Genomic DNA, 14,061 nt, shown 5'->3' with positions numbered 1-14,061 from the left:
GCCGCTTGGCGGCCCCATGCATGCTCAGCGCTGGAACACTTCAGTCAGCAGGTTATGCATCGAGCGGAACGCCCGCTCCGAGGTACGCCGGTCATATTGCATCTTGCCCGGCACATTGGCACTTGGGTCGGTGAACGAATGCACCGCCCCACCGTAGCTGAGCAACTGCCAGTCCACCTTTGCCGCGTTCATTTCCGCTTCGAACGCCGGCAACTGCTCTTTCGGCACCAGCGGGTCGGAGGCACCATGCAGCACCAGCACCGAACCCTTGATGTGCTTGGCATCTTCAAGGTCCGGTGTGTCCAGGGTGCCGTGGAACGACACCGTCGCGCGCAGGTCGGCGCCGGTACGTGCCAGCTCCAGCGCACAGCAACCCCCGAAGCAGAACCCGAAGGTAGCGACCTTCCCGGGCTCCAGCAGCGCCTTCGACTGGCCAAGCAGTTGCGCCAAGGCTTCCTTCATGCGCTTGCGCAATTCATTACGGTCGTTCTTCAGCGGCATCATCGCCGCGCCAGCCTCGTCGGCGTTGGACGGGCGCACCGATTGCCCGTACAGGTCGGCGATCAGCACCACATAGCCCTTCTCGGCCACTTCCTTGGCGATGCGTTCGGCACCTTCACCAATGCCCATCCAGTTCGGCGCCATCACCAGCCCTGGGCGGCCCAGCGCACCCGGCTCATAGACCAGGCGGCTTTCGTAGGTCTTGCCGGACAGGTGATAAACCAGCGATTCGACGATTACTTTGCTCATCAAGCACTCCTTTGGCACTCGTCATAAAAAAGCCCGCCGAAGCGGGCTTTGCTGTGCATCAACTCAAGCAGACAGCTCGACCAGTAGCTTGTTCAGGCGACGAACGTACGCTGCCGGGTCTTTCAGGCTGTCACCGGCCGCCAGCGCTGCCTGATCGAACAGGATATGCGACAGCTCGGCGAAGCGGTCTTCGCTCTGCTCGTTGTCCAGCTTCTCGATCAGCGGGTGGCTCGGGTTGAATTCGAAGATCGGCTTCGACTCCGGCACTTTCTGCCCGCTGGCTTCGAGGATCTGGCGCATCTGCAGGCCCAGGTCCTGCTCGCCAATGGCGAGGATTGCCGGCGAGTCGGTCAGACGGTGCGAGACCCGCACTTCGGCGACGCTGTCACCCAGCGCACCTTTAAGGCGCTCGACCAGGCCTTCCTTGTCTTTTGCCACTTCTTCCTGGGCTTTCTTGTCTTCTTCCGAATCCAGCTTGCCCAGGTCCAGATCGCCACGGGCGACGTCTACGAAGGCCTTGCCGTCGAACTCGTTGAGGTAGCTCATCAGCCACTCGTCGATGCGGTCGGTCAGCAGCAGCACTTCGATGCCTTTCTTGCGGAAGACCTCCAGGTGCGGGCTGTTCTTGACCTGTGCGTACGACTCGCCGGTGAGGTAGTAGATCTTGTCCTGGCCTTCCTTGGCGCGGGCCAGGTAGTCAGCCAGGGCAACACTCTGCTCGCCGCTGTCATCGTGGGTGGAAGCGAAGCGCAGCAGGCCGGCGATCTTTTCCTTGTTGGCGAAGTCTTCGGCCGGGCCTTCCTTCAGCACCTGGCCGAAGTTTTTCCAGAAGCCCTTGTACTGCTCAGGCTCGTTTTTCGCCAGCTTCTCCAGCATGTCCAGCACGCGCTTGGTCAGCGCGGTCTTCATCGAGTCGATGATCGGGTCTTTCTGCAGGATTTCACGCGACACGTTCAGCGACAGGTCATTGGAGTCGACCACGCCCTTGATGAAGCGCAGGTACAGCGGCAGGAACGACTCGGCCTGGTCCATGATGAACACGCGCTGCACATACAGCTTCAGGCCGCGTGGCGCTTCACGCTGGTACAGGTCGAACGGCGCACGGGCCGGCACATACAGCAGCGAGTTGTATTCGAGCTTGCCTTCTACCTTGTTGTGGCTCCAGGCCAGCGGGTTCTCGAAGTCATGGCCGATGTGCTTGTAGAACTCCTGGTACTCCTCGTCCTTCACCTCGGTGCGCGAACGGGTCCACAGGGCGCTGGCGCGGTTGACGGTTTCCCACTCTTCGGCCGGCTGCTCTTCACCTTCGGCGGCAGCTTGCTCTTTCGGCAGCTGGATCGGCAGGGCGATGTGGTCGGAGTATTTCTTGACCACGTTGCGCAGGCGCCAGCCGTCGGCGAATTCCTGCTCGTCCTTCTTCAGGTGCAGGACGATACGGGTACCGCGCTGTGGCTTGTCGATGGTGGCGACTTCGAATTCGCCCTCGCCTTGCGACGACCAGTGCACACCTTCGGCCGCTGGCTGGCCGGCACGGCGGCTGTACACGTCGACCTTGTCGGCAACGATGAACGCGGAGTAGAAGCCCACGCCGAACTGGCCGATCAGGTGCGAGTCCTTCTTCTGGTCGCCGGTGAGGTTCTTCATGAAGTCGGCAGTGCCGGACTTGGCAATGGTGCCCAAGTGGGCAATGACGTCTTCGCGGCTCATGCCGATGCCGTTGTCCTCGAGGGTGACGGTACCGGCGTCCTTGTCGAAGCTCAGGCGAATCTTGAGGTCGGCATCGCCTTCGAACAGTTCAGGCTTGGACAGGGCTTCGAAACGCAGCTTGTCGGCAGCGTCGGAGGCGTTGGAGATCAGTTCCCGCAGGAAGATCTCCTTGTTCGAGTACAGGGAATGGATCATGAGGTGCAGCAGTTGCTTTACCTCGGTCTGGAAGCCAAGCGTTTCTTTTTGAGTCTCCACACTCATGGTCTTCAAAACTCCGATCTGATGGCAGTGGCGCCTGGCGGCCGGTCTGGCCTGCGTCAAGGCGGATGTCATGCAGATGGGGGCTGCCCGGATGATTTCAAGGGCTTTTCCGGCTCGATCTTGAAATGCGCACGGGCCGTGGCGATTGGTGATTGCCTGTCACCCTGCCAGGCGGTGATGGCCACGTTGGTCACGCGTCGGCCCTGGCGCCACAACTGGCACTGGGCGTAGGTATCGCGAAAATGCCCGGCGCGCAGGTAGTCGATGGAAAAATCGATGATCTTCGGAATGCTGGCGCTCTCGCTGTAGATCAGCAGGTACAACGCTGCCGACAGCTCCATGAAGCCGGCGATCACCCCGCCATGAATAGCCGGCAGCAGCGGGTTGCCAATGTTGTCCTGGCTGGCCGGCAGGCGGAACAGCAGGTCTTCGCCCTGGCGCTCGCATTCGATGCCGATCAAGCCGGCGTAGGGAATCAGCGCCAGCAGTGGTCGATAGTCGCCTACCGCGTGGGCTGCGTTGAGCTGCTGGCGAACCGCGTGCGGAATCATGCCCCGCCCTCCTTCAGGCTGTTGCCGAAACGGATGCCGCCCTTGATCTCCTGGCCCAGGCGCATGAACGTGCCCACCACCTGGCAGATGGGTTGGTCGGGGTCGTCCTGGTAGGCGCTGCCACGGGTAAAGATCACGTCGCGGGTAACCCGGTAGCACTGCGCGTGGCCATAGATGTCCTTGCCGGCCTCGGCTGGGTGCATGTAGTCGATGCGCAGGTCCAGCGTGGGGCACACTTCGAAACGCGGCAACACGCACAAGGTGGCCATGCCGCAGGTAGTGTCCAGCAGGGTGGTCAGCGCGCCGCCGTGCACGGCGCCAGTTTGCGGGTTGCCGACAATGGCCGGCGACCACGGCAGGACCAGGGTCATGCCATCGCCATCCGCCTGCGCCACACGCATTTGCAATAACTGGCAATGTTTCAACGCCGAGAGAAAACGCTCGGCCATGGCCATCAAGGTTGAATCGCTCATTGGCAGCTTCCACCCGCTTTGTCGCAGCGGCATAAATTTATTGAAAAGTCTATGTAGAACGGTACGTTATATATCTGTAATCTTCGCGGAACTTATTCCGCGTAGTTGCATCGAAGGAACAAGTCACTTATTCCACCAAGGAGAAACACCCCCATGCGTAAACCTTTTGCTTTTGCTCTGATGCTGGCCGCTGCCATGGGCCTGGCCGCTTGCGATAAAGCGAGCGAAGACAAAGCCCAGGACGCACAGCAACACGCCGAGCAAGCCCAGGAAAAAATGGGCGAAGCTCAGGATAAAATGAACGAAGCAGCCAAGGAAAACGCCGAAGCTGCCAAAGATCAGGCCGAAGCCGAGCAGAAGGCTGCCGAAGAAGCCGCACCGGCTACTCCGGCTCCGGAAGCCGCGCCAGCTACTCCGGCAGAACCTGCCAAGCAGTAATGTAAGCTCACAAAAAAACCCGACACCTGTCGGGTTTTTTTGTTTCTGCTAGTTGTAGCTTAATCGATTAATCAGACAGTTAACGCGGCACCGGCAACTTTCAACACCTGCGGCATGCCGCGCAGTAAATTTTGCAGGCTACTTCTCGTTCAAAGGACAACCCCGCGACGCGTCTCGGAGGAATTCACTTTGGCCGGAACCCTGCATGAATCGTCCCCCCTTGGCCCGCCGGGCCCTGATCATCGTATTTGGCCTGGCAACGCTGCTGGCCGTGAGTGCCTGGCAGATCATGCCGCCCAGCCACGACGGCCTGAACACCGTCACTGTCAGCCGGGGTGATATCGAGAGCAGCGTGACCGCCATCGGCACGTTGCAGCCGCGCCGCTATGTGGATGTCGGCGCCCAGGCATCCGGGCAGATCCGCGCCATCAAGGTCGAGGTCGGCGACGCCGTGCAAGAAGGCCAGCTGCTGGTCGAAATCGACCCATCCACGCAACAGGCCAAGCTGGACGCGGGACGCTACTCGGTCGAGAACCTGCAGGCACAGTTGCAAGAGCAACGTGCCCAGCATGAGCTGGCCCGGCAAAAGGCCGAGCGCCAGCAGAGCCTGGCGGCAGGCGGGGCCACGCGCGAAGAGGACGTGCAAACGGCGCGTGCCGAACTCAAGGCCACCCAGGCGCGCATCGACATGATCAAGGCGCAGATTCGCCAGGCCCAGGCCAGCCTGCGCAGCGACCAGGCCGAACTGGGTTACACACGCATCTATGCGCCCATGAGTGGCACTGTGGTCGCACTGGATGCCCGCGAGGGGCAGACACTCAACGCCCAGCAGCAAACACCGCTGATCCTGCGCATTGCCAAGCTGTCACCGATGACCGTCTGGGCAGAGGTCTCGGAAGCGGACATCGGCCATGTCAAACCCGGCATGCACGCCTATTTCACCACCCTTAGCGGCGGCACCCGGCGCTGGAGCAGCAGGGTGCGGCAGATCCTGCCGGTGCCGCCCAAGCCGCTGGAGCATGCCAACCAGGGCAGCGGCAGCCCGGCCAGCAAAAGCAATGGCCGCGTGGTGCTGTATACGGTCTTGCTGGACGTCGACAACGCCGACGGCGCCCTGATGGCGGAAATGACCACCCAGGTGTTCTTCGTCGCTGACCGCGCGCACAACGTGCTGACCGCCCCGATTTCCGCGCTCAACCCGGGCAAGCAGCCCGATCTTAGGCTGGCACAGGTACTGACGAAACAAGGCGCCATTGAAAATCGCGAAGTGCGCACCGGCATCAGCGACCGCCTGCGCGTGCAGATTCTCGAAGGACTGGAAGAAGGTGACCACCTGCTGATCAGCCCCTTGCTCAGTGCAGGAGGGTGAATGCCGGTTCCCCTGATTGAGCTGCGCGATATCCGCAAAGGCTATGGCGGCGTCGATACACCGCGAATCGAGGTCTTGCGTGGCATCGACCTGAGCATCCATGCCGGTGAATTCGTCGCCATTGTCGGTACCTCTGGCTCAGGCAAATCTACGCTGATGAACATCCTCGGCTGCCTGGACCGCCCCTCCAGTGGCGACTACCTGTTCGCGGGTGAACAGGTGGCCAGCCTGGACAGTGACGCACTCGCCTGGCTGCGGCGTGAAGCCTTCGGTTTCGTGTTCCAGGGCTATCACCTGATTGCCTCCGGCACCGCCCAGGAAAACGTCGAAATGCCGGCGATCTATGCCGGCACGCCTGCCGCCGAGCGCCACGCACGCGCCCATGCCCTGCTGACCCGCCTGGGCCTGGCCGAACGTACCGGTAATCGCCCGCACCAGTTGTCTGGCGGCCAGCAACAACGCGTATCGATAGCCCGCGCGCTGATGAACGGTGGCCATATCATTCTGGCAGACGAACCCACCGGCGCCCTCGACAGCCGCAGCGGTACCGAAGTCATGGCCCTGCTCGACGAACTGGCCAGCCAGGGCCATGTGGTGATCCTCATCACCCACGACCGGGAAGTCGCCGCACGGGCCAAGCGCATCATCGAAATCCGCGATGGCCAAATCATCAGCGACCAGGCCCAGCCTGAGCCACGGCCCGTTTCCACACCCAAGACCAGCGCGCTGCAGGCCGTTGACCTGCGCCAACGCCTGAACGACGGCAGCGAGCACAACGGTGCCTGGAAAGGCGAACTGCTGGACGCCGTCAAGGCGGCATGGAGGGTGATGTGGATCAACCGCTTTCGCACCGCACTGACGTTGCTTGGCATCATCATCGGCGTGGCGTCGGTGGTCGTCATGCTGGCAGTGGGTGAAGGCAGCAAGCGCCAGGTCATGGCCCAGATGGGCGCCTTCGGCTCCAACATCATCTACCTCAACGGCAAGCCACCCGCCCCCAGGGCGCCGGAAGGCATCATCACCCTGGACGACACCCGCGCCATCGCCACCCTGCCCCAGGTACGCATGATCATGCCCGTCAATGGCGGCAAGGCCGGCGTACGCTATGGCAACCAGGACCTGAAGCTGTATGTAGGCGGCTCCAACACCTACTTCCCGCAGATATTCAACTGGCCGGTCGTGCAAGGCAGCTTCTTCACCGAGGCCGACGAAGCCGCCGGCGCGGCAGTGGCGGTAATTGGCGAAAAGACCCGGGAAAAACTGTTTGCCGACCGCAACCCGGTGGGCCAGTACATTCTCATCGAGAACGCACCGTTCCAGGTCATCGGGGTGCTGGCCGGCAAGGGCGCCAGCTCTGGCGACCAGGATGCCGATGCCCGGGTGATGGTGCCCTACACCACCGCCAGCGTGCGCCTGTTCGGCAACCAGGCCCCGGAATACGTGGTGATCGCCGCTGCAGATGCGCGCCAGGTGAAGCAGACCGAGCAGGTCATCGACCAGTTGCTGCTGAAACTGCACAACGGTGTAACCGACTTCGAACTCACCAACAATGCGGCGATGATCCAGGCCGAAGCCAAAACGCAGAACGCACTGTCGCTGATGCTGGGCGCCATTGCCGCCATTTCGCTGCTGGTGGGCGGCATCGGGGTGATGAACATCATGCTGATGACCGTGCGCGAGCGCACACGGGAAATTGGTATCCGCATGGCCACCGGCGCGCGCCAGCGCGACATCCTGCGCCAGTTCCTTACCGAAGCCGTGATGCTGACCATGGTCGGCGGCGTCAGCGGCATCGCCCTGGCATTGCTGATTGGCGGCGCCCTGAGCCTCGGCCAGGTCGCCGTCGCCTTCTCGCTGCCCGCCGCCATGGGTGCCTTCGGCTGCGCCGTGGTCACCGGTATCGCGTTCGGCTTCATGCCCGCCCGCAAGGCTGCCCGGCTCGACCCGGTGGCCGCCCTTACCAGCGTATGAGTACCCCAACGTTGATCAAACCCTTGCCCCTGCTGGGCGCCTGCCTGCTGCTGAGCGCCTGCGCCACCCCTGCACTGCCGCCGCAACACGGCGTGCCTGCCCCGGCCCGCTGGCAGGCAGCCACGCCCGAGGCGCCACCCCGCAACTTGACCGGCTGGTGGCAGTCGTTCGGCAGCCCGACACTGAACCAACTGGTGGAGCAAGCCCGCACCGACAGCGTCGAAGTCGGTGCGGCCATGGCCCGGGTTCGCCAGGCGCAGGCCGATGCGGTCATTGCCGGCGGCCCCTTGCTGCCTGAGGTGACCGGGGCAGCCAACGCCAACCGCGAGCGCCTGCAGCACGGCGAGGGCTACAGCCAGCTGAATTCCAGCCCGACCCAGCGCACCACTCACTACCTGGATGTGGCCCTGAAGGCCAGCTACGAGGTGGACTTCTGGGGCGGCAACGCGGCAGCGCGCGAAAGTGCCCTGCACAACCTGCAAGCCAGTGAGTTCGACCGCGCGACCGTTGAACTGACCTTGCTCGGCAAGGTTGCCGACAGCTACATGCAGGCGCTGGCCTTCCAGCAGCAGGGGCGGATTGCCGACCTTAACCTGGCCAATGCCGAGCGTGTCCTGCAACTGGTGCAAACCCGCTTCGATGCAGGCTCGGCCACGGCACTGGAATTGGCCCAGCAACAAAGCCTGGTCGCCGCCCAGCAACGGCAACGCCCACTGTACCAACAACAGGCCCGGGAAGCCCTGATCACCCTGGCGACCCTGGTCGGGCAGCCGGTGCAGGACCTGCAACTGGGCAACACGCGCTTTGAACAGCTCAACTGGCCCTCGATCGATGCGGGCCTGCCCAGCGAACTGATCAGCCGACGGCCGGATATCGCCAATGCCGAGGCCAGGCTGGCGGCGGCTCAGGCCAATGTGCGGGTAGCCCGCGCGGCGATGCTGCCCAAACTCAACCTGACGCTGATCGTCGGCAGCGGCGCCGATCATTTCCCGGACGTCTTGCGCAACCCCTTCACCAGCCTCGCCGCAGGCTTGGTTACCCCGGTGTTCGACAACGGCCGACTGGGCGCCGAGCGCGACAAAGCGGTGGCAGCCCAGGACGAACTGCTGCAGGACTACCGCGGTGCCATCCTGGCCGGTTTCAGCGATGTGGAAAAGGCCCTCAATACCCTGGACGGCATCGACCGGCAACTGCATTGGCAGGCGATCGAACTGCAACACGCGCGCAAAGCCTTCGACATTGCCGAAAGCCGCTACCAGGCGGGCGCCGAGGACCTGCTGACCGTCCTGCAGACCCAACGCACCCTGTACCAGGCTCAGGACGAGGATGTGCAACTGCGCCTCAAGCGGGTCATGGGCAGCATCGCCCTGTACAAGGCCCTGGGCGGCGGCTGGCAGGTCGCTGGCGCTGAACCAGGTGCCGCACCCGGCGCTTAAACATCGGCAGGTGCGGTTCGTCTTTATCCATGGACAGCACCCGATAAGTCGCACCCGCCCCCTCACAGGAAGCCCTATGAACGCACCCTCTTTCAGTCTGATCCTGGCCGATGGCCGCAAAGCCAGCGCCCAGGATGAAACGCCAGAGAGCGGCAGCCTGCGCCTCGACAGCAGCGCCGCCATCCCCTACCGGGAGGTCGACCACAGTATCGTCTTCGAGCCACTTCCGCCTGCGTTCCCGGCCAGCGCGATGCTGGCGGTACTGGCGACCCGTTTCTGCCACCGCAAACAATGCGACCAGGTGACTGTGCGGGTTCCTGGCGACCGGGAATTTGCCGTGCGTGCGGTACGTGAAGGCATTTTCGATCACTGGCAGGTCGACGACCAAGGCCAGCTTGCCCTGCGCTGCACCCGCCAGACCTTCTGGCAGCAACCCCTGCCATGGCTTCGTGAGCCGGCCAGCGTGCACACGGCCCCGCGTTACTGCTTCAGCGGCGAAAAACGCCACCCGCAACGCCCGCCAAAACCGGCGGGCGAAGTCTATCGACGCCACCTGCCGAAGCTGAACACCACCTTTTCACTGCGCACCATCGACCCGGTGAAAGACCTTGCAGCCTTCAACCGCTGGATGAACCTGGAGCAAGTCGCGTTCTTCTGGGAGCAGACCGGCACCCCGGAAGAACATGCGCAATACATTCGCGAAATGCTCGACGACCCGCGCGTGCACCCGCTGATCGGCTGCTTCGATGACGAACCCTTCGCCTACTTTGAAGTGTACTGGTGCAAGGAAGACCGCATCGCACCCTACTACGACGTCGCCGACTACGACCGTGGCTGGCATGTGGTGATCGGCGAGCCCAAGCACCAGGGCATTGGCAAACTGCGCGGCTGGTTCCGTTCGCTGATGCATTACATGTTCCTCGATGACCCCCGCACCCAGCGCATCCTCGGCGAGCCGCGCATCGACCATACCCGCCAGATCGACTTCCTCAAGTCCCAGGGGTTCGGCCACCTGAAGGACATTCAACTGGCCCACAAGAAAGCCGCCCTGCTGCGCCTGGAGCGTGAAGCCTTCTTTGATGACCACGTCCTTTGATCCGCCTGGAGAAGACTTCCCCATGATTCGCAAACCGCTCAGCGCGACCCGCGAGCTTGCCCAGTTGCTCAAGCCGTTCTGGCCCATCGTGCTGGTGTCCACCCTGCTGGGCATCCTCGGCGGCTTCAGCGTCACCACGCTGCTGGCCACCATCAACCGCGCCCTCAACAGCGAAGCAGGGCTGACCCATGCCGTGCTGTGGTTATTCGCCAGCCTTTGCGTGCTCACCCTGCTCAGCAGCATCTTCTCCGACATGGGCACCAACTTCGTTGGCCAGAAGATCATCGCCAAACTGCGCAAAGAGCTGGGCGAAAAAGTGCTTTCGGCGCCCATCGAGCAGATCGAGCGCTATCGCAGCCACCGCCTGATCCCGGTGCTGACCCACGATATCGATACCATCAGCGATTTCTCGTTCGCCTTCGCCCCCCTGACCATTTCGCTGGCGGTGACGCTGGGCTGCATGGGCTACCTGGCAACATTGTCCGGCCCGCTGTTCCTGCTGATGCTGCTGGCATTGGGCGCCGGCATCACCGCCCAGGTCATCGCCCGCACGCGCGGCATCAAGGGGTTCAACACCGCCCGCGAGGCCGAGGACGACCTGCAGAAGCATTACAACGCCATTGCCCAGGGCGCCAAGGAGCTGCGCATACACCGGCCACGCCGGTATCGCATGTTCACCCGGCATATCCAGGGGATCAGCGAGCGGATCAGCGCCATCCAGATCAAGGCAGTCAATACCTACATCCTGGCCAAGACGTTCGGCTCGACGCTGTTCTTCATCGTCATCGGCCTGGCCCTGGCGCTGCAAAGCACCTGGACAAGCGTCGATCAGGCCGCAATGACCGGTTTCGTGCTGGTGCTGCTGTACATGAAAGGCCCACTGGACCATCTGGTCAGCGTACTGCCGCTGGTCAGCAAGGCACAGGTGGCATTCCAGCGCATTGCCGAGCTGTCAGAGCAGTTTTCCTCGCCCGAACCGAACCTGCTGCTCGACGGCCAAGGCGCACCGCGCCAGACCATCACCAGCCTGGAGCTGCGCAATGTGCAGTACGCATTTCCGGCCGTCGAGGGCAGCACGCCGTTTCGCCTGGGCCCGGTGAACCTCACGATCAACCAGGGCGACGTCGTGTTCATCGTCGGCGAGAACGGTTGTGGCAAGACCACGTTGATCAAGCTGCTGCTTGGCCTGTATGCGCCGCACAGTGGGGACATCCTGCTGGATGGCCAGCCGGTGTCGGTGCTTGACCGGGATGACTACCGGCAGCTGTTCACCACCATTTTCGCCGACTACTACCTGTTCGACGACGTGGTCCAGGGTGACCAGCAAATCCCCGACGATGCGACCCAATACCTGCAACGCCTGGAGATCGCGCACAAGGTCAGCGTACGCGACGGCGCCTTCACCACCACCGACCTGTCCACTGGGCAACGCAAGCGCCTGGCACTGATCAGCGCCTGGCTGGAGCAGCGCCCGGTACTGGTGTTCGACGAGTGGGCAGCCGATCAGGACCCAACCTTCCGCCGCATCTTCTACACAGAGCTGCTGCCGGACCTCAAGCGCCTGGGCAAGACCATCATCGTCATCTCCCACGACGACCGCTACTTCGATATTGCCGACCAGTTGGTACACATGGACAGCGGCAAGGTTCGCACCGCAGCCCAGCCGGCCTGACCGGCTGCATCCCTCGCCCCGACCAGGTCGGCTACAACCCTGGCCGGGGCCTGCCCACCCGCCCCGTCACCCACGCGCCCGCCGGTAAATTTGCCGTGCGGCGGCTCGTTTACTGGCCATACACCTCTCCAGAGGGCAGCGGCCATTCGCCGGCAAGGCCGGCCCCCATGCTGCTGTCCTTCGCCTCGACTGCCACAGGGACCGCCATGCACGAATCACTGGATGCCGACTCGCTCGCTGAAGACTTGCTGGACGACGCCTTGCTCGCCCTCCTCCAGGATGAGCTGCCTGAACCCGACCGGATAACACCACGCGAGAGCGCCGGGCCAGCCCCCCTCTCCTTCGCCCAGCAGCGCCTGTGGTACCTGCAGCAGTTCAACCCGCAGAGCGCGGCGTACAACCTGCCACGGGCACTGTCACTGAAGGGTGAACTGCATGACCAGCACCTGGCCATGGCCTTGCAGGCGGTGGTCGACCGCCATGACATCCTGCGCAGCAGGTTCGCCGAGGTCGAGGGGATACCGCAGCAGTTCGTCGAAGCCGACGCACGCCTCGAAATGCCCTGCGACGACCTGACCGCCATGCCCGCCACGCAACGCCCTCATGCATTGCAGCGGCTCATCGAAGCGGATGCGCTGGCACCGTTCGACCTCGGCAAGGCGCCCCTGATCCGGGCCCGGCTGGTGAAAGTACAAGGTGACGAGCATGTGTTGCTGCTGAACATGCACCACATCGTTTCAGACGCCTGGTCCAATCCGATCCTGCTGCAGGACCTGCTCGGCGCCTATTCGCAGGCAGCCGCCCAGGGAGCCTGCAAGCTGCAACGGCCCGCCATCCAGTATGCCGATTACGCCATCTGGCAACGCCAGGCCTACCTGCAAAGCGACGAGTGCAAAGCGTCTGCCCGCTACTGGCATACCCGGCTGGGTGACGAACTGCAGCCGTTGATGTTGCCGGGTGACGTCGACCCGCGCTGCGCTGACGCACCGCCCGAGGGCACCAGTGCCCGCTACCATGGCCTGCAGCTGGACGCCGAGGTGTTCCGGGCCCTGCAGCAGCTCAGCCGGCAGCAAGGCGTGCAACCCTTCGTCATCGCCCTGGCCGCCTGGCAGGTGCTGCTGGGCCGCTACAGCGGCCAGCGGCAATTCACCCTCGGCGTGCCCAGCGCCGGGCGCAACCGCAGCGAAACCCAGCAGTTGGTAGGGTTCTTCGTCAGCACCCAGATCTACCGCGCCGAACTCGACCCGCAGCAATCCGTGCAGACCCTGCTGCAAAACCTGCGCGAGCAGTCTATTGCGGCCCTGAGCAACAGCGACTACCCGATGGAGCTGTACCTGGAGACGCTGCAGCACAACGGCCAGGTGCTACCCACCCAGTTGTTCCAGGCCCTGTTCAACTGGCGCGTGGCGGGGACTGCCAGCGGCCCGCTGGCCCTGGGCCCACTGCAGCTGGACTTCCTCGATACCGCCAGCGCCCAGGCCAAATGCCTGGTCGGCATCGACCTTGAATACGCAGCCGATGGCCTTGGCTTCAGCCTCGAATACGACTGCAGCCAGTTCAGCCACGCCACCGTGCAACGCATGGCCCGGCACTGGCAGAACCTGCTGCTGGCCATGGCCCGGGGGCCCGAACAACGGCTGGGCGAGCTCGACATGCTGGGCACGCCGGAACAGCAGGCCACCTTCGCCCAGTGGAACCCGGCCCCCGCCGAGCACCCGGCCGATCAGGCCCTGCACAGCCGCATCGAGGCCCAGGTACAGCGCACCCCCGATGCCATCGCCGTCACCTGCGAGGGCCAGGCCCTGAGCTATGCCCAGCTCAACCAGCGTGCCAACGCCCTGGCCCGGCGCCTGGTCGACGACGGGGTCGGGCCTGACGTGCTGGTCGGCCTGGCTGCCGAGCGCTCGCTGGACATGGTCGTTGGCATCTTCGCCATTCTCAAGGCTGGCGGTGCCTATGTGCCGCTGGACCCGGCCTACCCGGCCGACCGTTTGGCTTACATGATCGAAGACAGCGGCCTGCAGCGCGTGCTGGCCCAGCCCCAGGTGCTGGCCAGCCTGCCGGTGCCGGCAGGCGTGCGCGTGCTCAGCCTGGAAAGCAACGATGACAGCAGCCAGGCCGACCCACTGGCCTGCTCGCCGGTCACCGTCAGCCCGGACAACCTCGCCTATGTGATCTACACCTCCGGTTCCACCGGCAAGCCCAAGGGGGTGCTGCTGCCGCAGCGCAACGTGCTGCGCCTGTTCACGGCCACCGACGCCGACTTCCGCTTCGGCAGCGACGACGTGTGGAGCCTGTTCCACTCCTATGCCTTCGACTTCTCGGTGTGGGAAATCT

General features: G+C 63.6%; 11 protein-coding genes. 7 read left to right on the top strand and 4 right to left on the bottom strand.

Annotated features, from left to right (window positions below; all coding sequences use genetic code 11):
• Window positions 1–24 precede the first annotated feature (24 nt).
• From OO258_RS20070 to OO258_RS20055, 4 genes are all read right to left on the bottom strand, one after another.
• Window positions 25–750, bottom strand: a complete 726-nt coding sequence (locus OO258_RS20070) for a dienelactone hydrolase family protein (RefSeq protein ID WP_266032167.1) — start codon at window positions 748–750, stop codon at window positions 25–27.
• Between the two features lie 63 nt (window positions 751–813).
• Window positions 814–2,718 carry a molecular chaperone HtpG gene (htpG, locus tag OO258_RS20065; RefSeq protein WP_110745673.1) on the bottom strand — a complete coding sequence of 635 codons (1,905 nt, stop codon included), beginning with the start codon at window positions 2,716–2,718 and terminating at the stop codon, window positions 814–816.
• 68 nt (window positions 2,719–2,786) lie between these two features.
• Window positions 2,787–3,269, bottom strand: coding sequence for a PaaI family thioesterase (locus OO258_RS20060; protein WP_110745672.1), 483 nt, complete (start codon window positions 3,267–3,269; stop codon window positions 2,787–2,789).
• Window positions 3,266–3,742 (bottom strand): PaaI family thioesterase, encoded by a 477-nt coding sequence (locus tag OO258_RS20055; RefSeq protein ID WP_266032166.1) that lies wholly within the window; start codon window positions 3,740–3,742, stop codon window positions 3,266–3,268. Before OO258_RS20055 ends, OO258_RS20060 begins: the two co-directional genes overlap by 4 nt.
• A 153-nt stretch (window positions 3,743–3,895) precedes the next feature.
• Here OO258_RS20055 and OO258_RS20050 point away from each other — a divergent pair, with 153 nt between their 5' ends.
• The 7 genes from OO258_RS20050 to OO258_RS20020 form a co-directional block, all read left to right on the top strand.
• Entirely contained in the window at window positions 3,896–4,180 is a 285-nt protein-coding gene (locus OO258_RS20050) for a hypothetical protein (RefSeq protein ID WP_023381347.1), read from the top strand.
• 205 nt (window positions 4,181–4,385) lie between these two features.
• On the top strand, window positions 4,386–5,549 hold the full coding sequence (locus OO258_RS20045) for an efflux RND transporter periplasmic adaptor subunit (RefSeq protein ID WP_266032165.1): 1,164 nt from the start codon (window positions 4,386–4,388) through the stop codon (window positions 5,547–5,549).
• Entirely contained in the window at window positions 5,550–7,520 is a 1,971-nt protein-coding gene (locus OO258_RS20040; RefSeq protein WP_266032164.1) for a MacB family efflux pump subunit, read from the top strand.
• Window positions 7,517–8,956 carry an efflux transporter outer membrane subunit gene (locus OO258_RS20035; RefSeq protein WP_323054386.1) on the top strand — a complete coding sequence of 480 codons (1,440 nt, stop codon included), beginning with the start codon at window positions 7,517–7,519 and terminating at the stop codon, window positions 8,954–8,956. The genes OO258_RS20040 and OO258_RS20035 overlap by 4 nt, the downstream gene beginning before the upstream one ends.
• A 76-nt stretch (window positions 8,957–9,032) precedes the next feature.
• Entirely contained in the window at window positions 9,033–10,052 is a 1,020-nt protein-coding gene (locus tag OO258_RS20030; protein ID WP_266032163.1) for a GNAT family N-acetyltransferase, read from the top strand.
• 22 nt (window positions 10,053–10,074) lie between these two features.
• Window positions 10,075–11,724, top strand: coding sequence for a cyclic peptide export ABC transporter (locus OO258_RS20025; protein ID WP_266032162.1), 1,650 nt, complete (start codon window positions 10,075–10,077; stop codon window positions 11,722–11,724).
• A 167-nt stretch (window positions 11,725–11,891) separates the two neighbouring features.
• A partial coding sequence (locus OO258_RS20020) for a condensation domain-containing protein (protein WP_266032161.1) occupies window positions 11,892–14,061 on the top strand: 2,170 nt, incomplete at its 3' end.

The sequence above is a fragment of the Pseudomonas sp. DCB_BI genome, from assembly GCF_026240995.1.
Classification (GTDB): Bacteria; Pseudomonadota; Gammaproteobacteria; order Pseudomonadales; family Pseudomonadaceae; genus Aquipseudomonas.
This window is presented reverse-complemented; position numbering and strand designations above follow the sequence as displayed.